Consider the following 22,001-nt stretch of genomic DNA (forward strand, 5'->3'; position numbering starts at 1 on the left):
TACGCCAGACGATAGCCACCTGATATTGCGCGGACGGCGCGTTCGGCGGACGTCAGCCGACGCGCCCAAAGTAGCGATGGCCGCACTGATGGCAGGGCTCGATGCGCTTGACCCCGTGCAGTTCGACCACGGCGTCGCAGTGCACGCAGGACATGCGTCCCGGCGCCGCCAGTTCGCCGGCGGTGTAGTCGGCACGGGAGGCCTCAAGGTCGTCCTCGAGCTGCTCGCGCTCGATCACGCTGCGATCGGCGATCGACAAAAGCGAGTCGACCACCTTGCGCGACAGGATGGTCAGGTCGATGCCGAGCCAGCTGGCCACGCCCTCGCCGCCGGCAGCCAGGTAGCGGCGCATGTCCTTGAGATCACGTTCGACCCAGGCCCTGAGCAGCGCCAGTTCGTCCTTGGTGTACTCCTCGAGCTCCGCCTCGAACTCCACGGCGTCATCGAGATCCTTCTGCAGGTTGTCCCAGGTGAGGTCCTCGGCCCCTTCCTTGAGCCGGGCCAGTACCCGCTCATAGCCGTCGCGCAGACGATGTTCGCCGGACGAAGAATGTTGATCACTCATGACGGTGTCCTCCTTGATGCAGACAAGGACCGCTCGGGGTAACCCGAACGGAACACTGGCGGCCCACCATAGCCGGACCCCGGGCTGCTGGGGTATCCTTGCGGGCATCATTGCCGCGCCGGTGACAGGGCCGCATCAACCTTGATTCTGCACAACCCTGCCGCCGGACGATACCCATACCCTGCGCGCCGCCTTGGGCGCGCCTTGATTGCAAGGTACTCGAAGACCGCGATGGACGCCCAGTACAAGCCCCACGAAATCGAACACGACGCCCAGCAGTTCTGGAATGAAAACCAGTGTTTCAAGGCGATCGAGGATCAGGATCGCGAGAAATTCTACTGCCTGTCGATGTTCCCCTACCCCAGCGGCAAGCTGCACATGGGGCATGTACGCAACTACACCATCGGCGACGTGGTCAGCCGCTTCCAGCGCATGCAGGGCAAGAACGTGATGCAGCCGATGGGCTGGGACGCTTTCGGCATGCCGGCGGAAAACGCCGCGATCAAGAACCAGGTACCGCCGGCCAAGTGGACCTACGAGAACATCGACTACATGCGTGCCCAGCTCAAGGCGCTGGGCTTTGCCTATGACTGGGATCGTGAGTTCGCCACCTGCGACAGCGACTATTACCTCTGGGAGCAGTGGTTCTTCACCAAGCTGGTGGAAAAAGGCCTGGTCTACAAGAAGATGTCCACCGTCAACTGGGACCCGGTGGATCAGACCGTACTGGCCAACGAGCAGGTCATCGACGGCTGTGGCTGGCGCTCCGGTGCGCCGGTGGAGCGCAAGGAAATCCCGCTGTGGTTCTTGAAGATCACCGACTACGCCGATGAGCTGCTGGCGGATCTGGACAAGGTCGAGTGGCCCGAGCAGGTCAAGACCATGCAGCGCAACTGGATCGGCAAGTCCAAGGGGGTCGAGCTGGCCTTCGACGTCGATGGCGACGAGCCGCTCAGAGTCTACACCACCCGCCCCGACACCCTGATGGGGGTGACCTACGTGGCGGTGGCCGCCGGCCACCCGCTGGCGATCAAGGCCGCCGAGGGCAAGCCCGAACTCGCCGCCTTCCTCGAGGAGTGCTCCCACGGCGGCACCTCGGAAGCCGAGCTTGCGACCATGGAAAAACGCGGCATGGCCACCGGCTTCGAGGCCATCCACCCGCTGACCGGCGACCGTGTGCCGGTGTATGTCGCCAACTTCGTGTTGATGGAATACGGCACCGGTGCGGTGATGGCGGTGCCCGGCCACGACCAGCGTGACTGGGAGTTCGCCACCAAGTATGAACTCCCGATCCGCGCGGTGATCGCCGACGCCGATGGCCAGGCCCCGGACCTGTCCCAGGGCGCCTGGGTCGAGCACGGCAGCCTGATCAACTCCGGCGACTTTGACGGCCTCGACTTCCAGGCGGCCTTCGACGCCATCGCCAGCCGCCTCGAGCGCGACGGCCACGGCGAGGTCAAGACCAACTACCGCCTGCGCGACTGGGGCGTGGCCCGCCAGCGCTACTGGGGCGCGCCGATTCCGGTCAAGTACGGCCCCGAGGGCCAGACCGTGCCGCTCACCGACGACGAGCTGCCGGTGGCGCTGCCGCTGGAGGTCACCGTGGACGCTTCCGGCTCACCGCTCAAGAAGATGCCGGCATTCAGCGATCTGGGCGATGGCTGGACCCGCGAGACCGACACCTTCGATACCTTCATGGAGTCCTCCTGGTACTACGCGCGCTTCTGCTGCGCCGACAACCCGGAGGCCATGCTGGATGAGCGTGCCAACTACTGGCTGCCGGTGGATCTGTACATCGGTGGCATCGAGCACGCCATCCTCCACCTGCTCTACGCCCGCTTCTTCCACAAGCTGATGCGCGACTTCGGCCTGGTCGACTCCGACGAGCCGTTCCAGCGCCTGCTGACCCAGGGCATGGTGATCGCCGAGACCTTCTACCGCCCCGAGGCCAACGGCGGTAAGGAGTGGTTCAACCCCGCCGACGTCGAGGTCAAGCGTGACGACAAGGGACGCCCGCTCAGCGCCACCCTGATCAGCGATGGCCAGCCGGTGGAGATGGGCGGCATCGAGAAGATGTCGAAGTCCAAGAACAACGGCGTCGACCCCCAGGCCATGATCGATCGCTTCGGTGCCGACACCGTGCGCCTGTTCATGATGTTCGCCGCGCCCCCGGAGCAGTCACTGGAGTGGTCCGACTCCGGCGTCGAGGGCGCCCACCGCTTCCTCAAGCGGCTGTGGCGTCTGGTCGCGGAGCATCTGGAGGCCGGTACGCCGGCAGCGCTGGATGCCGCCGCCATCGCCTCGCTCGACGACGCCCAGCGCGAACTGCGCCGCAAGACCCACGAGACGATCAAGAAGGCCGGCGACGACATCGGCCGCCGCACCACCTTCAATACCGCGATCGCCGCGGTGATGGAGCTGACCAACGCCATCGCCAAGTTCGGCGATACCAGCCCTCAGGGCCTGGCGGTCAGCCGCGAGGCGATCGAGGCCTGCGTGCTGCTGCTGGCACCGATCACGCCCCACGCCTGCCACGCACTGTGGCGCTCACTGGGCCACGACGGCGCGGTCATCGATGCCACCTGGCCGGCGTTCGACGAAAGCGCCCTGGCGCGCGACAGCATCGAGCTGGTGGTGCAGGTCAACGGCAAGCTGCGCGCGCGCCTCGAGGTGCCCGCCGACGCCGACAAGGCCGCCGTCGAAGCGCTGGCACTGGCCAACGACAACGTCCAGCGCCATACCGAGGGCAAGACCCTGCGCAAGGTGATCGTGGTGCCGGGCAAGCTGGTCAACATCGTCGCCAACTGACAGCTCGCGGCGGGCGTCTCGCCCGCCGCGTCAGACTGTCGGTGATACCAGGACATGATGCCGAAGGCTGTGCCTTCGGTTTTTCCCTAACGCTGGACAAGGAGTTCCCATGCAGCGTCGTCACTTCCTTGGTCTGACCCTGGCCTCCGGCGCCGCCCTGCTGCTCGCGGGCTGCGGCTTCCACCTGCGCGGCGTCGGCGGCGAGGTGCTGTCCCTGGACAGCCTGGCGCTCGACGGTGCCGACACCCCCTTCGCCGAGCAATTGACCAAGCGTCTGGAAAGCCTCGGCACCCGCGTCGACGAGACGGCGTCGCTGCGTCTCAACCTGGGTGGCGAAGACGTCAGCATCCGTCAGGTCGGCGTGCTCGACACCGGCTCTCAGGACCAGCAACTGGTGCTGCGGATTCCCTACTCGATCCAGCGCGCAAGCGATGGCGCCTACCTGGCCGATCGCCAGGCGGTGGAGGTGCTCGAAGAGTTCTCGATCACCGACGACAACCTGCTGTCCCAGGATGAGCTGCGCACGGATGCCCTGGAAAACGCCCGCCGCGAGGCCGTACGCCAGATGATCGACCGACTGCGCGCCATCGAGGAAGTCTGATTCACCCATGAAGGTCTTTGCCGACAAGCTGCCGGACGCGCTTTCCAAGTCTGTGCCCCCTGTCATCATCGTCGCCGGTGATGAGCCTCTGCAGCACATGGAGGCCTGCGATCAGGTCCGGGCACGTGCGCGCGAGTCGGGCGTCGAGGAACGTGAGGTGCTCCACGTCGAGGCCAACTTCGCCTGGGGCCGCCTCACCGAGTCCGCGGCGAGCCTGTCGCTGTTCGCCTCGCGCAAGTTGATCGAGCTGCGTCTGGGCAGCGCCAAGCCGGGCCAGGAAGGCGGCAAGGCGCTCAAGGAGTACGCCGAACAGGCACAGGGCAGCGACAACATCCTGCTGGTCAGCTGCGCCAAGCTCGACGCCCGCGAGCAGAAGAGCGCCTGGTTCAAGGCGCTCGACAAGCTGGGGCTGTTCGTTCCGGTGTGGCCGGTCGACCCTTCCCGCCTGGGTTTCTGGCTGAGGGACCGCGCCCAGCGCCACGGTCTGTCGATGTCGCTGGACGCCGCCCGGCTGCTGGGTGAGCGCACCGAGGGCAACCTTCTGGCCGCCGACCAGGAACTGCAGAAGCTGGCCTTGATGCTTCCTCCCGGCGCTCAGGTATCCCCCCGTGACGTCGCCGGAGGGGTCGAGAACAGTGCCCGCTACGACGTCTTCACTCTGGTCGATGCCTGCCTGAAAGCCGAGCGCGAGCGCGTCCTGCGTATCCTCGCGGGACTGGCCGCCGAGGGTACCGAGCCACCGATCATCCTGTGGGCCCTGACCCGCGAGATTCGCACCCTGCTGTCGCTGCATCAGCACCTGGACCAGGGCCAGAGCTTCGAGCACGCCTGCAAGGCCCAGAAGCCTCCGATCTTCGACCGTCGGCGCCCCGCCTACCAGGAAGCCATCCGTCGCCTGCCACTCAAGCGTCTGCACAAGCTTCTGATGTTCGCCCAACGCCTGGACCTGTCGATCAAGGGCGCAGCGGACCTGCCGCTGCAACAGGGCATCCAGGACCTGGCATTGACCCTCGCTGGCGGTCGTGGACTGCTGGCAGAAATGGCCTGGTCCTATCGCGTGGCGCCGTAGCCGACGATTCGTCTTCCTTGCTCTCGCATGATGTGGCCTGGCGTCACCCCTGTGACGCCAGGATGGGATAGGTCAGCCCGGCCAATGGGGGTATGACCCCGCACTGCGGGTACTCTGCGCATAGAATAGGGCAAGCACCTGCATCATTACCCCTTGGGCGCCCAGCGCGTCTGGTCGCCAGCGACCGCGAGTGCCCCCATCATGACCCGTGTCTTCCCGCTGGTTCTGGCCGCCGGCGTCACCTTGCTTTCGACCGCCAGCGCCCTGCTGTTGCTCGGCTACCTGAGCCAGGTGCGCCAGCCCATGGGCGTTATCCGCGATGCCCTCATCATCGAAACGGCACGGTCTCAGGAAAATGTGGCGAGCATCGCTTCACTCAAGCAGTTTGCCGGCATCGACAACTCGCCCCGGGCTCACGAGCTCACGCAAGTGGCCGATACCCTCCAACACCGTCTACGGACGCTGGCGGGCACCGCCACGCGACTGCCCACCTCCCAGCGGGACAGCGTGGTCGGCTACCTGCAACGTGCCGAGCACTCGATCAACCTGATCGCTCCTTCGCCTCTCTCTGGCACCACCGCAGACATCGACGACACCTTGCCGGGGCTCGCTTCGACCATCGATGAGCTGGCCATCTATCTGATGGAGACCGAGTCGCACCAGCGCAAGCTCGATCGACGCCTGGCATTGGTGGCTACCATCCTGACGGCGCTGGTACTGATGGTCGGCACGGTGCTGTTTGTCGCCTTGCTGCGTCTGGAACGCCACAGCAACGCGCTACACTACCTGGCGATGACCGACGACCTCACCCAGCTCTACAATCGTCGCCAGTGGCTCGACCAGGCCCCCCACCTGCTGGCCCTTCGGCGCCCAGCGGACAGCCCAGTGGCGCTGATGCTGCTGGATCTGGACAACTTCAAACGCATCAATGACGGCTACGGCCACCCCACCGGTGACAAGGTATTGAAGTCTTTCGGCGAGATGCTCAAGCGCGTGGCCAGGCGCAGCGATCTGGCGGCGCGTCTGGGGGGCGACGAGTTCGCCCTGCTGATGCCCCAGGCGGACGCCCGCAACGCCGAAACCGTCGGCGAACGAATTCGCCACGAAACCGAGCACTTCGACCTGACCCAGCCGGCGGCCGGCGCCAACCTTACGGTCAGTATCGGCATCGCCGTCTCAAGCCACGCCGATGACGACTTCTCCACCCTGTACCGACGGGCCGACCAGGCGCTCTACCAGGCCAAGCATCAAGGACGCAATTGCATCCGCCTGGGCTAGAGAAACCAACAACCTGCATGAAATTCCTGTACCACCTTCGTTATACTCCTGTTGTCGCCAACGCATCCGGCCGGCAGGATGCCACTGGATGCATGTCGCCATCACCAAGGATCGAACAATTCCCGACACCATCAACAAGGAAGCCCCCATGACTTCACGACTGCGCCGCTTGCTGTGTACCGTTCTGATGCTGTGCCTGACCCTGGGCGCCGCCAGCGCCGGGGCCGCCACCTCGGTCCCGCTGGCCTCGACCAACGACGTGCTGGCCTCCCAGCAGAGCCAGGACGCCCGAGAACGCATCCATCAGGTACTGGCCCGCGATGACGTACGCCAGCAACTCGAACTCCAGGGCGTAGATCCCGGTGAGGTCGAGGACCGCGTAGCCGCCCTGTCCGACGCCGAAGCTCAGCAGATGGCCGACCAGCTCGACCAGATGCCCGCCGGCGCCAGCGTCATTGGCGTGCTGTTCGCGGTCTTCGTCATCCTGCTTGTCACCGACATCCTGGGTCTGACCGACGTCTACCCGTTCACCCGCTAAGGACATGCGCGTGATGCGCTCATTCGTCTCGAGCGCCCGCCTGGCGGGCGCTCTTTCGTTGGTGATGTGGCTCACGGCCTGTGCCAGCGCCCCCGAACTGGACCACAGCGTCACCGCTACGCTGCCCCAACGCCAGCTCCTCGAAGACGTCCCCTTTCACCCCCAGCGTGACTACCAGTGCGGCCCGGCCACACTCGCCATGGTGCTCAACCATGCAGGGGTCGACGTCGGCGTCGATCAACTGATCCCCGAAATCTACGTGCCCAGTCGCAAGGGCAGCTTCCAGCCCGAGATGCTGGCCGCCAGTCGCCGGCACGGGCGAATCCCGTTCACTCTGGCGCCACGCTTCGCCTCGCTGCTCGAAGAGGTCGATGCCGGCCGCGCGGTGGTGGTACTCCAGAACCTGTCGCTGCCGGCCTTCCCGCTGTGGCACTTCGCGGTGGTCAACGGCTACGATCTCGAGAGCGAAGAGGTATTGCTACGCACCGGCGTCACCCGTCAGGATGCCACCGATTTCGGGCGTTTCGACGCCACCTGGCAACGTTCCGAGCGCTGGGCCTTCGTGGCACTGACGCCAGGAGAGCTGCCGGTGACGATTGCACCTGAGGCGGCCATCCAGGCCACCTCGGACTTCGAACGGGTCCAGGGGCCAGCGCAAAGCCTGCCGGCCTGGCAAGCTCTGGTCGAACGCTTTCCCGAGGAGTCCATGGGGCACTTCGCGCTGGCCAACGCCTACCATGCGGCGGGCCAGCCTGACGCGGCCATCGACGCCTGGCTCAGCGCTGTCGCCAAGGATCCGTCGCTGGCGCCGGCCTGGTTGAACCTGGGTCTCACCCTGGCGTCCCAAGGAGATGACGAAGGGGCTCGAGAAGCGCTCAGGCGTGCGGCTTCGCTTGACGGGCCCTGGCAGCAAAGCGCCAGGGAGGCGCTGAACGAACAGCAAGGAGGAGCTCGATGAGCTACGACATCGTGTTCAAGGGCGTCTACCAGGCGCCCGAGCCCGACGACGGCGCCCGAGTACTGGTCGACCGCCTGTGGCCCAGAGGACGCAGCCGCGAGTCCCTGGCGCTTACCGAGTGGTACCGTGAGGCCTCACCCAGCAATGCCCTGCGACGCCAGTATCAGCTCGAGGAGATCAGTTCCAGGGTCTTCGAGATTCGCTACCGCGGCGAGCTACGCGACCACCCCGACCGGCTGTATCCGCTGATGCGCCTGGCCCGGCGTGGCCGCTTGACGCTGGTGACCGCGGCGCGCGATGTCGACAGCACCCATCTGCCCGAGCTGCGCCAGCGCCTGCTCGAGGCACTGCACCAGGAAGATCAGGAAGACGCCCTGCCCTCCTCGCCGCCTTGCTATGCCCACGAGAGCGGCCAGCACTAGGGCTTGTCTAAAAGTGCCTGCGCTCGGTAATACGGCGTTAAAAATCGGATCAAAATGCTCATTTACACCCCGTAAACTGCGCTTTCTCACCGATTTTTGCCTTGTCTAACCTTCGCTCGTCGACTTTTCGGACAGCGCCTAAGCTTGTCTAAAAGTGCCTGCGCTCGTCGACTTTTCGGATATAGCCTAGCGCTCAGGTACCGGATCCAGCCGGAGCCATCCGACCCCAGACAAGAAAGGTGCCCAAGGGCACCTTTCTTGTCGGTCGTGCTGGCCGACTCAGAACACCCGGTTGAGGCCATTCTGGGCGGCCACCCGGTAGGCCTCGGCCATGGTCGGATAGTTGAAGGTGGTGTTGACGAAGTACTTCAGCGTATTCGCCTCCCCTTCCTGCTGCATGATCGCCTGGCCGATATGGACGATCTCCGAGGCCTGGTCGCCGAAGCAGTGGATGCCGTAGATCTCCAGGGTATCCTGATCGAACAGGATCTTGAGCATGCCGACGGTATCGCCGGTGATCTGGGCGCGGGCGGTGTCCTTGAAGAAGGCATGGCCGACCTCGTAAGGCACCTTGGCCTCGGTCAACTCGCGCTCGGTGCGACCGAAGGAGCTGATCTCGGGAATGGTGTAGATCCCGGTGGGCACCTCGGTGACGTAGCGGAACTCCCGGTCCAGCAGCTCGTCGCAGGCGTTCAGCCCCTGATCGTAGGCGGCGCTGGCGAGACTCGGCCAGCCGACCACGTCTCCGGCGGCGTAAATGTGGGGCAGCGCCGTACGATAGTGCTCGTCGACCTGCAGCTGACCGCGGCCGTTGGCGGTGAGACCGATGTTCTCGAGGCCCAGCTGATCGGTATTGCCGGTGCGCCCGTTGGCCCACAGGAAGGCGTCGGCACGCAGCCGCTTGCCCGACTTCAGATGCACCGTGACGCCGTGTTCGTCACCCTCAACGCGCTCGTACTCCTCGTTGTGGCGGATCAACACACCATGCTTGCGCAGATGATAGGACAGCGCATCGCTGATCTCGTCATCGAGGAAGGACAAGAGGCTGCCGCGGTTGTTGATCAGATCCACCTTGAGTCCGAGCCCGGAGAAGATCGAGGCGTACTCACAGCCGATGACGCCGGCGCCGAAGATGATCAGGGTACGCGGGGTGTGCTGCAGACCAAGAATGGTATCGGAGCAGTAGATACGAGGATGGCGAAAATCGATGTCCGCCGGACGATAGGGCCGTGACCCGGTGGCGATGATCACCTTGTCCGCTACCAGTTCTTCCTGGTTTTCTCCACTGCCCCTTACCATCAGGGTGTGTTCGTCCTTGAAGCGTGCGATCCCGTGATACAGGTCGATGCGATTGCGCGCGTAGAAGTTGGTGCGCATGGACACCTGCTGATCGATGGTCACCCGGGAGCGTTCACGCACCTTGGGGAACGAGAACCAGCGCGGCTCGCCGATATCCCGGAACATGCTGTTGGTGTTGAACGACATGATCTGGCGGACCTGATGACGCAGCGCCTTGGAAGGGATGGTGCCCCAGTGGGTGCAATTGCCGCCGACCCGCGCCTGCTTTTCGACCACCGCGACCCGCTTGCCATGCTTGGCCGCATTGATCGCTGCGCTCTCGCCGGCGGGCCCGGTGCCGATCACCACCACGTCATAGTTGTGGACTGCCATCGTGTCTTCCTTCTCCTGGAAACCGACCCGGATGTGAGATGCCGGGCACTGCTTATCATGAGGACGGCGCCTCGAGAGGCGCCGTCATGGTCAGGGGGCGTCGATGCTGCCGCTCAGCGACGAGTCGCGTCGTAGCCCAGGTCCAGTCCGCGATTCTCGTCGGATTGGCGGCGCTGACTGGTGGCGCGCTTCTTCGATTCTTCCTCGCACACCTCATCCTTGCCGCCGCAGATCTCGCAGCCGTCCTTCAGGCCAAGCTGGTTGAGCCCGCCGCAGGAGCCGGCGATGGGCTTGCGGCCAAGAATGACACCGATCGCCATGGCGCCGATGATCAGCAGCATGGCACCGAAAACGATAAGGTAGATGGTCATGATGGACTCCTCGCTGGATGGGGCAGGATAGCTCTGGTCACTTTCTCGCGAACACTTTGTCGCGAACACCATCGCCTGCCTTTCTCCCATTGGACAGCGGTTGGACAAGAGATATCCCTGGGCGGAACAACGAATGGCCGTCGCCATACGCCCGAGGCGTTGAAGGTACCGACTCGACAAGGTCCCGTGTCCTCCCAGGACAGTCCGCGGGGCATTCTCGAGTCGGCGCGACAATTATGCCAGAACTCCTCTCGCGGCAAAATCACAAGGCGCACAAACCAACGAGCCCCGCACGGGGCGGGGCTCGCAAGGTGCCCTTGGGCACACGGACAGGCGCGTGATCAGCCGCCGAAGTCATCCAGCATGATGTTCTCGGGCTCGACGCCGAGATCCAGCAGCATCTTTATGACGGAGGCGTTCATCATGGGCGGCCCGCACATGTAGTACTCGCAGTCCTCGGGAGCCGGATGGTCCTTGAGGTACATGTCGTAGAGCACGTTGTGGATGAACCCGGTCGGCCCTTCCCAGTTGTCTTCCGGCTGGGGATCGGACAGTGCCAGGTGCCAGTCGAAGTTCTCATGCTCCTCGGCCAGCTTGTCGTACTCTTCGTTGTAGAAGGTCTCGCGCCAGGAGCGTGCGCCGTACCAGAAGGTCATCTTGCGCTCGCTGTTCAGACGCTTCAGCTGGTCGAAGATGTGGCTGCGCATCGGCGCCATGCCGGCACCACCACCGATGAAGACCATCTCGGCGTCGGTGTCCTTGGCGAAGAACTCACCGAAGGGCCCCATCACCGTGACCTTGTCACCCGGCTTCAGGCTGAAGACGTAGGTGGACATCAGGCCAGGCGGGTGGCTGGAGTTGGGCGGAGGCGTCGCGATCCGGATGTTGAACTTGAGAATACCCTTCTCTTCCGGATAGTTGGCCATGGAGTAGGCACGAATGACCTCTTCGGTGTTCTTGTGCGAGACGTCGAACAGACCGAATTTCTCCCAGTCGCCGCGGTACTCTTCCTCGATATCGAAGTCGGAGAACTTGATGTCGTAGGCCGGTGCCACCAGCTGCACGTAGCCGCCGGCACGGAAGGCCACTTCCTCGCCTTCCGGCAGCTTCAGGTTCAGCTCCTTGATGAAGGTGGCGACGTTGGGGTTCTCGATGACCTCGCATTCCCACTTCTTGACGCCGAACACTTCCTCGGGGACCTGGATCTTCATGTCCTGCTTGACCGGTACCTGACAGGACAGACGCCAGCCGACCTTCTTCTCGCGCAGGGTGAAGTGGCTTTCCTCGGTGGGCAGGATCGAGCCGCCGCCCTCCTCGACCCGGCACTTGCACTGGGCGCAGGAGCCGCCGCCGCCACAGGCGGAGGACAGGAAGATGCCGTTGGCCGCCAGGGTGTTGAGCAGCTTGCCGCCGGCCTGGGTGGTCAGGGTGTTCTCGGGATCGTCATTGATCTCGATGGTCACATCGCCCGAGCTCACGAGCTTGGAGCGGGCCGCCAGGATCACCGCCGTCAGACTGATGACGATGATGGTGAACATGACGACGCCGAGCACGATGACTGTTGTATCAACCATGTCGGTTTCCTATTGCTAGGGTTAGGGCCTGCACCGAGGGCCAGCGCCCCCGGTGCAGGGCACTCAGAGCTGGATGCCGGAGAAGGACATGAAGCCCAGGGACATCAGACCCACGGTGATGAAGGTGATGCCCAGTCCCTGCAGGGAAGCGGGCACATCGCTGTACTTCAGTTTCTCGCGGATACCGGCCAGGGCGGTGATCGCCAGCGCCCAGCCGACACCGGCGCCCAGGCCATAGACCACGGACTCACCGAAGTTGTAGCTGCGCTCGACCATGAACAGGGTGCCACCGAGGATGGCGCAGTTCACGGTGATCAGCGGCAGGAACACGCCGAGGGCGTTGTAGAGCGCCGGCACGAACTTGTCGAGGAACATCTCGAGGATCTGCACCAGTGCGGCGATGACGCCGATGTAGGACAGCAGACCCAGGAACGACAGATCGATGTTCTCGGCGCCGGCGATACCGGTCCAGGACAGCGCGCCTTCCGCCAGCAGATACTCGAGGATCAGGTTGTTCACCGGCACGGTGATGGTCAGTACCGCTACCACCGCGATGCCCAGACCGATGGCCGAGGATACCTTCTTGGACACGGCCATGAAGGTACACATGCCCAGGAAGAACGCCAGTGCCATGTTCTCCACGAACACCGAGGCAACGAAAAGGCTCAGATAGTGTTCCATGTTACACGGCCTCCTTCGGCTGGGTGTTTTCCTTCATCACGAACTCGTTGTCCTCGACCTGCTCCGGGTTGAGGCTGCGCAGCACCCAGATGATCAGACCGATGATGAAGAAGGCAGACGGCGGCAGCAGCAGCAGGCCGTTGGGCACGTACCAGCCACCGTTCTGCACGGTTTCCAGGATGGTCACGCCGAACAGGCTGCCGGAGCCGAACAGCTCGCGGAAGAAGCCGACGGTCATCAGGATGAAGCCGTAGCCCAGACCGTTGCCGACACCGTCGAGGAACGACAGCGTCGGGGTGTTGGTCATGGCAAAGCCTTCGGCGCGGCCCATCACGATGCAGTTGGTGATGATCAGACCGACGAATACCGACAGCTGCTTGGACATCTCATAGGCAAAGGCCTTGAGGATCTGGTCCACCACGATCACCAACGAGGCGATGATGGTCATCTGCACGATGATACGGATGGAGGACGGAATGTGATTGCGGATCAGCGAGACGAACATGCTCGAGAACGCCGTCACGAAGATCACGGCCAGACTCATGACCAGCGAGACGCTGAGGCTCGAGGTCACCGCCAGCGCCGAACAGATACCGAGGATCTGCAGGGCGATGGGGTTGTTCTTGAAGATCGGCGTCAGGATGACGCCCTTGGGAGTCGGTGCAGACATCGTCAGGCTCCTTCGCTGTCGTCAGAGGGGCTGGCGTCGGCGCTGGCCTGGCTGTCCACGCCATCGCGGAAGCGCGCCAGGTAGTGACCGAAGCCTTCCTCGCTCAGCCAGAATTGCACCAGCTTGGTCACGCCGCGGCTGGTCAGGGACGCGCCGGACAGGGCGTCGACCTCGGTGGACTCGCTGGCACCACCCTTCACCAGCTGGATGGCCGGCTCCATGGTGTCGCTCGAGGCGTAGATTTCCTTGCCTTCCCACTGCGCCTTCCAGCGCGGGTTGTCGACCTCGCCACCCAGGCCAGGTGTCTCGGCGTGGGAATAGAAGGTGATCCCGCCGATGGTGTTGCCGTCACCCTGCACAGACAGGTAGCCGCGCATCAGGCCCCACAGGCCCTGGCCACGAATCGGCAGCACGATCTGCTCGGGGTTGTTCTCGTCACCGACCAGATAGATGGTGGAGAACTGCTCCTGACGGCCGAGACCGGCGATGTCCTTCTCCCCGGACAGGGTGCGCGACTGGGCCGGATCCTTGGCGGCCTGGAAGCCGTCATAGGTCTCGGGATCGACCTCATCGGTGTACTCCCCGGTGTCGAGATCGACGACCTTGGCGGTCACCGCCTGGGAGAACTCCTTGCCGACGTCCATGCCCGGTTCGTACAGGTCGGCCACGGCCAGGATGTTGGACTTGCGGTCCAGCTCCTGGTTGCGCTCCTGGCGCGCCTTGAGCCCCACCGCCGCCGTCGACACGATGATCGAGCAGACGATACACAGGGAGAAGGCGACCGTCAGGATCTTCTTGATGGAGTTGTTACCTTGTGCCATCAGGCGGTCTCCTCGGCCACGACAGCGGTGCGCTTGGCGCGACGCTTGATGTTGGCCTGAACAAAGAAGTGATCGATGAGCGGCGCGAACAGGTTGGCGAACAGGATCGCCAGCATGATGCCCTCGGGGAAGGCCGGGTTGACCACACGGATCAGTACCGTCATCACACCGATCAGGGCGCCGAAGATGAAGCGACCCGGGTTGGTCATGGACGCCGACACGGGATCGGTGGCCATGAACACCATGCCGAAGGCGAAGCCACCCACCACCAGGTGCCAGTACCAGGGCATGGCGAACATGGCGTTGGTGTCGGAGCCGATCAGGTTGAGAATGGAGCTCATCGCTACCATGCCGAGGAACACGCCGGCAACGATCCGCCACGAGGCGATCTTCATGCCGATCAGCACCACCGCCCCGATCAGGATAGCAAGCGTCGAGGTCTCACCCACAGAGCCGGGAATGAAGCCAAGGAAGGCGTCCCACCAGCTGTACTGGTCCTGCAGTGCGGCCATACCGCTCTGGTAGGCGGTAGACAGCGGCGTCGCGCCGGTGAAGCCGTCGGCGGCGACCCATACGGCATCACCGGAGATCTGCGCCGGATAGGCGAAGTACAGGAAGGCACGACCGGTCAGCGCCGGGTTGAGGAAGTTCTTGCCGGTACCACCGAAGATTTCCTTGCCGATCACCACACCGAAGGTGATGCCGAGCGCCACCTGCCACAGCGGGATGGTAGCCGGCAGGATCAGGGCGTAGAGCACGGAGGTGACGAAGAAGCCTTCGTTGACCTCGTGGCCGCGCTTGATCGCGAACAGCACTTCCCAGAAGCCACCGATGACGAAGGTCACCAGGTAGATCGGGAGGAAGTAGGTAGCGCCAAGCACGAAGTTGGACCACAGGCTGCCGGCATCGTGGCCACCGGCGAAGGTCAGCAGGATCATCTCGCGCCAGCCGCCCATGGAGTCGTAACCCGCGGCAATGGCCTCGTTGGCCTGCCAGCCAGCGTTCCACATGCCGAAGAACATGGCCGGGAAGGTGCAGAACCACACCGTGATCATCATGCGCTTGAGGTCGATGCCGTCACGCACGTGAGCCGTGGTCTTGGTCACGCTGGGAGGCGCATAGAAGATAGTGTCCACCGCCTCGTACAGCGGATAGAACTTCTCGTACTTGCCACCCTTGTGAAAGTGCGGCTCGAGATTGTCGAGTGTCTGTCGAATACCCATCATCAGGCCTCTTTCTCGATCATGGTGAGGTTGTCACGCAGGATGGGACCGTACTCATACTTGCCCGGGCACACATAGGTGCACAGCGCCAGGTCTTCTTCATCCAGCTCGAGGCAGCCGAGCTCCATCGCCGACTCGATGTCGCCGACGATCAGCGAACGCAAGAGCTGCGTGGGCATGATGTCCAGCGGCATCACCTTTTCATACGCACCCACCGGCACCATGGCGCGCTCGGAGCCATTGGTCGAGGTGGTCGGCGCATAGTTGCGCAGGCCCTTCAGGCTCGACAGGTAGATACCCAGTACCGAGTGACGATTGGCACCCGGCGACAACCAGCCCATGAAGGCACGCTTGTTGCCCTCTTCCAGCAGGGTGATCTGGTTGTGGAAGCGGCCCAGGTAGCGCAGGCTGCCTTCGGCGGTGAAGCCGGAGAACACGCCTCCGCTGATGACGCGGGTGTCATCGGCAGACTTGATCTCGTGATCCAGCAGCTCGTCAGTGCTGGCACCCACACGGGTACGCACCAGACGCGGACGCTCGGCACGCGGGCCGCCCACGGCGACCACTCGGCTCAGGTCCAGCTTGCCTTCACTGAACAGCTTGCCGAAGGCGATCACGTCCTGATAGCCGATGTGCCAGACGCGACGCTGCAGCGACACCGGGGACAGGAAGTGAATGTGGGTACCGACCAGGCCCGCAGGATGGGGACCGGCGAAGCTCTCGTGGTGGACGCCCTTGACCTTGGTGCCCGGAATCTGGGCATCGGTGGCGGTGCACAGGAACACCTTGCCCTCGGTCAGTCGTCCCAGCACCTTGAGGCCGTCCTCGAACGCCTCGGCCTGCTCGTTGATGACCAGCGACGGATCGGCGGCCAGCGGCTGGGTGTCGATGGCGGTGACGAAGATGTCGGTGGGTACGGCGTCGGGCGCCGGGGTACGCGAGAACGGGCGAGTGCGCAGCGCGGTCCAGAGACCGGACTCCACCAGTTGGTCGACCACGGTCTGACGTTCGAGGGACTCGAGCGCATCGCGGCCATGAGCCGTGAAGGACTCGGCCTCGGCGCTGTCGTCGACCTCGATCACCACCGACAGGAGCCTGCGCTTTTCCCCGCGATTGATCGCCACTACTTCACCCGAGGCCGGCGAGGTAAAGCGCACGCCCTCGATCTTCTTGTCGGTGAACAGTAATTGGCCCAGCTTGACCTTGTCCCCCTCCTTGACCTCCATTGTCGGCTTCATGCCGATATAGTCGGTCCCCAGGAGCGCCACGTGGCGCACCGGTCGCGCATCCTCGATACGCTGCTCCGGCGCTCCCGTGATGGGGAGATCCAGGCCTTTCTTGACTTCGATCATAGACTCGCCCAGTTGATGGATCGTAGATAATGGACGGAGGTTCGGTGGAAATGAGAGGAATTCTTGTTATAAGCCACGCATCACCAGTCACGCCGAGGCGACATCGAACCACCCCGAAAAATCCCCAGCATTATAAAGACAAGCCAGTGGATTGACCACATGATCGAACGTCGCAGAACTGCGTGATTCTGCAAAACCGCTTCCATCCCAAACAGAAAAACCCCTTGCCAAACAAGGTTGGCAAGGGGTATTCGAGCTACCTCAACGCGAGACTCTCGCCCCGCTCGGCACGGACTAGGCGTGACGCGGCAGCTTACAGAAGGCCACGTTGGAGATCTGCTGCAGGATACGAATCACCTGGCAGCTATAGCCGAACTCGTTGTCGTACCACACATAGACCACCGCGTGGCGGCCCTGGGCGATGGTCGCCTTGGCGTCGACGATGCCGGCGTGACGGTTGCCGACGAAGTCGGTGGAGACCACCTCCGGCGAGTCGACGAAGTCGATCTGTTTCTGGAAGGCCGAGTCGATGGACATGCGGCGCAGGTAGTCGTTGAGCGACTCGGCGTCGGTCTCGCGCTCGAGCGACAGGTTGAGGATCGCCATCGACACATTGGGCGTGGGCACGCGGATGGCGTTGCCGGTCAGCTTGCCACCCAGCTCCGGCAGTGCCTTGGAAACCGCCTTGGCAGCACCGGTCTCGGTCAGCACCATGTTCAGCGGTGCGCTGCGTCCGCGACGGTCACCCTTGTGGTAGTTGTCGATCAGGTTCTGATCGTTGGTGTAGGAGTGAACGGTCTCGACGTGGCCATGCTCGATGCCGTATTCGTCGTTCATCACCTTCAATACCGGCACGATGGCGTTGGTGGTGCAGGACGCCGCGGAGATGATGCGATCATCCTGGGTGATGTCGCCATGATTGATGCCATAGACGATGTTTTTCAGGTCGCCCTTGCCCGGGGCGGTCAGCAGCGCCTTGGACACGCCCTTGCACTCCAGGTGCTGACCGAGGCCAGCCTCGTCGCGCCAGATACCGGTGTTGTCGACCACCACGGCGTTGTTGATGCCGTAGGCGGTGTAGTCGACATCGCTCGGCGAATCGGCGTAGATGACCTGGATCACGTTGCCGTTGGCGGTCAGGGTGCGGGTCTCCGGGCACACGCTGATGGTGCCGTCGAAGGGACCGTGGACGCTGTCACGACGCAGCAGGCTGGCGCGCTTTTCCAGATCCTTGGCGATATCGCCACGACCGCGCACCACGATGGCCTTGAGGCGCAGCAGGTTGCCGCCACCGGCCTTCTCGATCAGCACACGGGCCAGGATCCGGCCGATCCGGCCGAAGCCGTAGAGCACCACGTCCTTGGGCTCGCCATTGCCGGCGTCAGGATCGTGACAGTCGACGATCTCGGCCAGCTGCTCGCGCATGAACGCCAGCGCATCGCCACCGCCCTGCTTCTTGAATGCCACACCCAGCTTGCCCACATCGACGTGAGCCGGCCCCAGATTCAGCTGGGTCATCGCCTGTACCAGCGGGAAGGTGTCCTGCACCGACAACTCGGTACCTTCGATCTTCCTGACGAAACGATGGTCCTTGAGGATGCGGATGACGCTGCGGTTGAACAGCGAACGTCCGAACATGGTGGTGACCACGTTATTGCGACGATACAGGCTGCCGATCAGCGGGATCATCTGCTCGGCCACGGCCTGGTTGTCGTGCCATTGCTGGAAGACGATATCGGGTTGCTGGCTCACGAGAGACCTCTAAGTCTGATGGGGAAACGAGCGTATTATCAGCTCCCCCCTTGAAAGGGGCAATGACTGTATGGTCGCACCTCCTGTAGGCCCATTACACAAATCGCGGTTTGACTACATGAGCGAGATCGGGCTGGTATGATGCCTGCTCGACCTCTGAACGCCAGCGAAACGACATCCTCTATGCCTACCTTTTCGCCGCTCGATCCGCCGCGTCCCCGGGGCGCCCGTGACACCCTGTACCTCACCACGCCCGCCGGCAGCGCCAGCGCCCTGGCGCTTTCGCGACTGGCTGCCGACGCGCCACTGCTGGTGATTACCCAGGATACCGCCGAGGCACTGAGGCTCGAGAACGAACTGGCCTTCTATGCCGACGTGCCGGTACTGCCCTTTCCCGACTGGGAGACGCTGCCCTACGACAGCTTTTCGCCCCATCAGGACATCGTCTCGTCACGCCTGCGCACCCTCCGGCATCTGCAGGATGGTGTGCACGGCATCGTGCTGGTACCGATCAATACCCTGATGCAGCGCCTGCCGCCGGTGGACTATATCGCCGCACGGGTGCTGACCCTGGAGGTCGGCGCCACCCTTAAGCGGGAAACCTTCCGCGAACAGCTGTCACGGGCGGGCTACCGGGCGGTGGAAACCGTCTTCGAGCCGGGGGAATACGCCCTGCGTGGCGCCCTGATCGATCTGTTTCCCATGGGCAGCGACCATCCGCTTCGCATCGACCTGTTCGACGACGAGATCGACACCCTCAGGAGCTTCGACCCCGACACCCAGCGCAGCCTCGACAAGGTCGAGCGGATCGACCTGCTGCCGGCGCACGAGTATTCGCTGTCACGCTCGGCCATCGCCTGCTTTCGTGAAGGCTTCGAGACCCTGTTCGACGTCGACCCACGCCAGTGCCCGCTTTATGTCGATGCGCTGAAGGGCATCCCCTCACCCGGTCTCGAGCAGTATCTGCCGTTGTTCTTCGAGGCCACCGCTTCACTGTTCGACCATCTGCCCGCGGACACCCGCGTCGCCCTTATGTCCGGCTGCCGCGAAGCCGCCGAGCACCACTGGCAGGCGATCACCACCCGCTACGAAAATCTCGGCGTCGATCCGACCCGCCCCCTGCTGCCGCCCCACCGTGCCTTCATCCCGGAAGCGGAACTGTTCGGGCTGATCAAGACCCACCCCAGGGTCGAGCTGACAGCAGACAGCGAGCATCCCCACGCCCATCCCTCGGATGCCAGCGACGCCCCCCAGGTGGCGATCAATGCCAGGGCAAAGGATCCGCTGGCGGCGCTCAGAGGCTTTCTGAACGAGCACGCAGAGCGGCGGGTGCTGTTCGTGGCCGAGTCCCGGGGGCGTCGGGAAGCGCTGGAGGAGACGCTGGCCCCCGCTACCGGTGCACTGGACGCCGCGGACGGATTTTCCGACTTCCTCGCCGGCAGCTCTCGCCTGGCCATCGCCGAGGGGCAGCTCTCCAGCGGCCTGTCGCTCGGCTCCCCCGCGGTCAGTGTGATCACCGAGACGGAGCTGTTCGGCGAAATCGTGCGCCAGACCCGCCGCCAGGCCAAGGCCACCGACGACAACGAACTCGCCGTACGCCACCTTTCCGAACTCAAGGTCGGCGCCCCGGTGGTCCACCAGTCCCATGGCGTCGGCCGCTACCGCGGGCTGGAAACGCTGGAAGCCGGCGGCCAGGCGGCCGAATTCGTCAGCCTCGAGTACGCCGACGGCGCCAAGCTCTACGTGCCGGTGGACAGCCTGCACCTTATTTCCCGCTACGCCGGTGCCGACGATGAACTGGCACCGCTGCATCGACTGGGCTCGGAACAGTGGGAAAAGGCCAAGCGCAAGGCCGCCGAGAAGATCCGCGATACCGCCGCCGAGCTGCTCGACATCTATGCCCGCCGCGAGGCCCGGGAAGGCTTCGCCTGTGCCGCCCCGGATGAGGAGTACGCTCGCTTCGTGGCCAACTTCCCGTTCGAGGAGACACCGGATCAGCGGGTCACCATCCAGGCGGTGATCCAGGACATGACCGCACCGCGCCCGATGGACCGTGTGGTCTGCGGCGACGTCGGCTTCGGCAAGACCGAGGTCGCCATGCGTGCCGCCTTTCTTGCGGTACAGTCCGGTCGCCAGGTGGTGGTGCTGGTGCCGACCACCCTGCTCGCCCGCCAGCATTTCGAGAACTTCCGTGACCGCTTCGCCGATACCGCGGTGGATATCGAGCTGTTGTCCCGCTTCACCAGCAGCGGCAGTCAGACGGACACCCTCAAGCGCGTTCGCGAAGGCAAGGTCGATATCGTCATCGGCACCCACAAGCTGTTGTCTCGGAAGCTCGACTTCCCGGAATTGGGACTGGTCATCATCGATGAAGAGCATCGCTTCGGCGTGTCCCAGAAGGAAAGGCTCAAGACCCTGCGTGCCGAGGTCGACGTACTGACCATGACCGCAACGCCGATCCCGCGAACCCTCAACATGGCCATGAGCGGCATCCGCGACCTGTCGATCATCGCCACCCCACCGGCCAGACGCCTGTCGGTGAAGACCTTCGTCCAGCAGCGGGAAGAAGCCGTGATCAAGGAGGCGATCCTGCGCGAGATACTGCGCGGTGGCCAGGTCTATTACCTGCACAACGAGGTCAAGACCATCGAGACAGCCGCCGAGAAGGTCCGCGAACTGGTGCCCGATGCCCGCGTCGCGGTGGCCCATGGGCAGCTGCCCGAGCGCTCGCTGGAACGGGTGATGTCCGACTTCTATCACAAGCGCTTCAACGTGCTGGTGTGCTCGACCATCATCGAGACCGGCATCGACGTGCCCAGCGCCAACACCATCATCATCGAGCGTGCCGACAAGTTCGGACTGGCCCAGCTCCACCAGCTGCGCGGCCGGGTAGGCCGCAGCCACCACCAGGCCTACGCCTACCTGCTGGCGCCGCCGCCTCGCTCGATCACCCGAGATGCGGTCAAGCGCCTCGAGGCGATCGGCCAGGCCGAAGACCTGGGCGCTGGCTTCACCCTGGCCAGCCACGACATGGAAATCCGCGGCGCCGGCGAACTGCTGGGCGACGAACAGAGCGGCCAGATGGAGGCGGTGGGCTACAGCCTCTATATGGAGATGCTCGACCGGGCGGTGAAGGCCATCCGTGAAGGCCGCACCCCGAATATCGAGGCGCCGCTGCAGGAAGGCGTCGAGATCAGCCTCAACCTGCCCGCGCTGATTCCCGACGACTATCTCCCCGATGTCCAGCAGCGTCTGGTGATGTACAAGCGCATCGCCAACGCCGACAACGAGGCCGAGCTCAAGGAACTGCGTGTGGAGATGATCGATCGCTTCGGCCTGCTGCCCGCCCCGGTCAAGACGCTGCTGCGCCAGACCCGCCTCAGGCAGCGTGCCGAAAGGCTCGGTATCGTGCGCCTGGACGCGGGCGCCGAGCGCGGACGCGTGCTGTTCGGCGGCCAGACCGCGGTGGATCCGCTGACGCTGGTGGGGCTGATCCAGGGGGCGCCGGAACGCTATCGACTGGAGGGCGCCGACACCCTGCGCTTCCAGGCCGACATGGCCACCGAGGAGACCCGCTTCGAGGCCGTCGAGGCGCTGCTGGACCAACTCAATCGAAAGACTCAGGCGGCCTGAGCCATCCCTTGCAA

At 64.0% G+C, this 22,001-nt stretch carries 18 protein-coding genes; 8 read left to right on the forward strand and 10 right to left on the reverse strand.

Annotated elements, in window-relative coordinates; translation table 11 throughout:
- Positions 1-52 precede the first annotated feature (52 nt).
- Entirely contained in the window at positions 53-565 is a 513-nt protein-coding gene (locus KUV74_RS13310; RefSeq protein WP_045992653.1) for a zinc ribbon-containing protein, read from the reverse strand.
- A 231-nt stretch (positions 566-796) separates the two neighbouring features.
- Here KUV74_RS13310 and leuS point away from each other — a divergent pair, with 231 nt between their 5' ends.
- The 7 genes from leuS to KUV74_RS13345 all read left to right on the forward strand — a co-directional run bounded on the left by leuS (position 797) and on the right by KUV74_RS13345 (position 8,239).
- The gene (leuS, locus tag KUV74_RS13315; RefSeq protein ID WP_222516565.1) at positions 797-3,373 is read left to right on the forward strand and encodes a leucine--tRNA ligase; all 2,577 of its coding nucleotides are present in this window, start codon (positions 797-799) and stop codon (positions 3,371-3,373) included.
- A gap of 109 nt (positions 3,374-3,482) precedes the next feature.
- Positions 3,483-3,974 (forward strand): LPS assembly lipoprotein LptE, encoded by a 492-nt coding sequence (lptE, locus tag KUV74_RS13320; RefSeq protein ID WP_108132826.1) that lies wholly within the window; start codon positions 3,483-3,485, stop codon positions 3,972-3,974.
- Between the two features lie 7 nt (positions 3,975-3,981).
- Positions 3,982-5,043, forward strand: coding sequence for a DNA polymerase III subunit delta (gene holA / locus KUV74_RS13325; protein WP_222516566.1), 1,062 nt, complete (start codon positions 3,982-3,984; stop codon positions 5,041-5,043).
- Between the two features lie 201 nt (positions 5,044-5,244).
- Complete coding sequence (locus KUV74_RS13330) at positions 5,245-6,321, forward strand: GGDEF domain-containing protein (RefSeq protein ID WP_222516567.1); 1,077 nt, start codon at positions 5,245-5,247, stop codon at positions 6,319-6,321.
- 148 nt (positions 6,322-6,469) lie between these two features.
- Positions 6,470-6,859 carry a PA2779 family protein gene (locus KUV74_RS13335; protein ID WP_045992681.1) on the forward strand — a complete coding sequence of 130 codons (390 nt, stop codon included), beginning with the start codon at positions 6,470-6,472 and terminating at the stop codon, positions 6,857-6,859.
- A gap of 13 nt (positions 6,860-6,872) precedes the next feature.
- Positions 6,873-7,817 (forward strand): PA2778 family cysteine peptidase, encoded by a 945-nt coding sequence (locus KUV74_RS13340; protein WP_261395412.1) that lies wholly within the window; start codon positions 6,873-6,875, stop codon positions 7,815-7,817.
- Positions 7,814-8,239, forward strand: coding sequence for a DUF488 domain-containing protein (locus KUV74_RS13345; RefSeq protein ID WP_213227178.1), 426 nt, complete (start codon positions 7,814-7,816; stop codon positions 8,237-8,239). The genes KUV74_RS13340 and KUV74_RS13345 overlap by 4 nt, the downstream gene beginning before the upstream one ends.
- 279 nt (positions 8,240-8,518) lie before the next feature.
- Here KUV74_RS13345 and sthA read toward each other — a convergent pair whose 3' ends face one another.
- The 9 genes from sthA to KUV74_RS13390 form a co-directional block, all read right to left on the reverse strand.
- Entirely contained in the window at positions 8,519-9,910 is a 1,392-nt protein-coding gene (sthA, locus tag KUV74_RS13350; RefSeq protein ID WP_045992659.1) for a Si-specific NAD(P)(+) transhydrogenase, read from the reverse strand.
- 113 nt (positions 9,911-10,023) lie between these two features.
- Positions 10,024-10,281, reverse strand: a complete 258-nt coding sequence (nqrM, locus tag KUV74_RS13355; RefSeq protein ID WP_045992660.1) for a (Na+)-NQR maturation NqrM — start codon at positions 10,279-10,281, stop codon at positions 10,024-10,026.
- A 341-nt stretch (positions 10,282-10,622) separates the two neighbouring features.
- Positions 10,623-11,855: an NADH:ubiquinone reductase (Na(+)-transporting) subunit F gene (gene nqrF / locus KUV74_RS13360; RefSeq protein WP_045992661.1), complete on the reverse strand. Its 1,233-nt coding sequence runs from the start codon at positions 11,853-11,855 to the stop codon at positions 10,623-10,625.
- Between the two features lie 63 nt (positions 11,856-11,918).
- The gene (gene nqrE, locus KUV74_RS13365) at positions 11,919-12,536 is read right to left on the reverse strand and encodes an NADH:ubiquinone reductase (Na(+)-transporting) subunit E (protein ID WP_045992662.1); all 618 of its coding nucleotides are present in this window, start codon (positions 12,534-12,536) and stop codon (positions 11,919-11,921) included.
- 1 nt (position 12,537) lies between these two features.
- The gene (locus KUV74_RS13370; protein WP_045992663.1) at positions 12,538-13,206 is read right to left on the reverse strand and encodes an NADH:ubiquinone reductase (Na(+)-transporting) subunit D; all 669 of its coding nucleotides are present in this window, start codon (positions 13,204-13,206) and stop codon (positions 12,538-12,540) included.
- A 2-nt stretch (positions 13,207-13,208) separates the two neighbouring features.
- A complete protein-coding gene (locus KUV74_RS13375; RefSeq protein WP_108132830.1) occupies positions 13,209-14,027 on the reverse strand; it encodes a Na(+)-translocating NADH-quinone reductase subunit C in 819 nt (272 codons plus the stop codon).
- The gene (locus KUV74_RS13380) at positions 14,027-15,253 is read right to left on the reverse strand and encodes an NADH:ubiquinone reductase (Na(+)-transporting) subunit B (RefSeq protein ID WP_045992665.1); all 1,227 of its coding nucleotides are present in this window, start codon (positions 15,251-15,253) and stop codon (positions 14,027-14,029) included. Before KUV74_RS13380 ends, KUV74_RS13375 begins: the two co-directional genes overlap by 1 nt.
- Positions 15,253-16,602, reverse strand: a complete 1,350-nt coding sequence (locus KUV74_RS13385; RefSeq protein WP_108132831.1) for a Na(+)-translocating NADH-quinone reductase subunit A — start codon at positions 16,600-16,602, stop codon at positions 15,253-15,255. The genes KUV74_RS13380 and KUV74_RS13385 overlap by 1 nt, the downstream gene beginning before the upstream one ends.
- 294 nt (positions 16,603-16,896) lie before the next feature.
- Positions 16,897-18,354: a glyceraldehyde-3-phosphate dehydrogenase gene (locus KUV74_RS13390; protein ID WP_045992667.1), complete on the reverse strand. Its 1,458-nt coding sequence runs from the start codon at positions 18,352-18,354 to the stop codon at positions 16,897-16,899.
- A 183-nt stretch (positions 18,355-18,537) separates the two neighbouring features.
- Between KUV74_RS13390 and mfd the strand changes: the two genes are divergently transcribed.
- Entirely contained in the window at positions 18,538-21,987 is a 3,450-nt protein-coding gene (mfd, locus tag KUV74_RS13395; RefSeq protein WP_222516569.1) for a transcription-repair coupling factor, read from the forward strand.
- The last annotated feature ends 14 nt before the right edge of the window (positions 21,988-22,001 follow it).

The organism is Halomonas sp. DP1Y21-3 (assembly GCF_019801245.1).
Classification (GTDB): Bacteria; Pseudomonadota; Gammaproteobacteria; order Pseudomonadales; family Halomonadaceae; genus Halomonas; species Halomonas litopenaei.

What these genes read in the sequence shown, in the direction of transcription:
- KUV74_RS13310 (WP_045992653.1), bottom strand. Translation starts at nt 565, where the DNA reads ATGAGTGATCAACATTCTTCGTCCGGCGAACATCGTCTGCGCGACGGC.
- leuS (WP_222516565.1), top strand. Translation starts at nt 797, where the DNA reads ATGGACGCCCAGTACAAGCCCCACGAAATCGAACACGACGCCCAGCAG.
- lptE (WP_108132826.1), top strand. Translation starts at nt 3,483, where the DNA reads ATGCAGCGTCGTCACTTCCTTGGTCTGACCCTGGCCTCCGGCGCCGCC.
- holA (WP_222516566.1), top strand. Translation starts at nt 3,982, where the DNA reads ATGAAGGTCTTTGCCGACAAGCTGCCGGACGCGCTTTCCAAGTCTGTG.
- KUV74_RS13330 (WP_222516567.1), top strand. Translation starts at nt 5,245, where the DNA reads ATGACCCGTGTCTTCCCGCTGGTTCTGGCCGCCGGCGTCACCTTGCTT.
- KUV74_RS13335 (WP_045992681.1), top strand. Translation starts at nt 6,470, where the DNA reads ATGACTTCACGACTGCGCCGCTTGCTGTGTACCGTTCTGATGCTGTGC.
- KUV74_RS13340 (WP_261395412.1), top strand. Translation starts at nt 6,873, where the DNA reads ATGCGCTCATTCGTCTCGAGCGCCCGCCTGGCGGGCGCTCTTTCGTTG.
- KUV74_RS13345 (WP_213227178.1), top strand. Translation starts at nt 7,814, where the DNA reads ATGAGCTACGACATCGTGTTCAAGGGCGTCTACCAGGCGCCCGAGCCC.
- sthA (WP_045992659.1), bottom strand. Translation starts at nt 9,910, where the DNA reads ATGGCAGTCCACAACTATGACGTGGTGGTGATCGGCACCGGGCCCGCC.
- nqrM (WP_045992660.1), bottom strand. Translation starts at nt 10,281, where the DNA reads ATGACCATCTACCTTATCGTTTTCGGTGCCATGCTGCTGATCATCGGC.
- nqrF (WP_045992661.1), bottom strand. Translation starts at nt 11,855, where the DNA reads ATGGTTGATACAACAGTCATCGTGCTCGGCGTCGTCATGTTCACCATC.
- nqrE (WP_045992662.1), bottom strand. Translation starts at nt 12,536, where the DNA reads ATGGAACACTATCTGAGCCTTTTCGTTGCCTCGGTGTTCGTGGAGAAC.
- KUV74_RS13370 (WP_045992663.1), bottom strand. Translation starts at nt 13,206, where the DNA reads ATGTCTGCACCGACTCCCAAGGGCGTCATCCTGACGCCGATCTTCAAG.
- KUV74_RS13375 (WP_108132830.1), bottom strand. Translation starts at nt 14,027, where the DNA reads ATGGCACAAGGTAACAACTCCATCAAGAAGATCCTGACGGTCGCCTTC.
- KUV74_RS13380 (WP_045992665.1), bottom strand. Translation starts at nt 15,253, where the DNA reads ATGATGGGTATTCGACAGACACTCGACAATCTCGAGCCGCACTTTCAC.
- KUV74_RS13385 (WP_108132831.1), bottom strand. Translation starts at nt 16,602, where the DNA reads ATGATCGAAGTCAAGAAAGGCCTGGATCTCCCCATCACGGGAGCGCCG.
- mfd (WP_222516569.1), top strand. Translation starts at nt 18,538, where the DNA reads ATGCCTACCTTTTCGCCGCTCGATCCGCCGCGTCCCCGGGGCGCCCGT.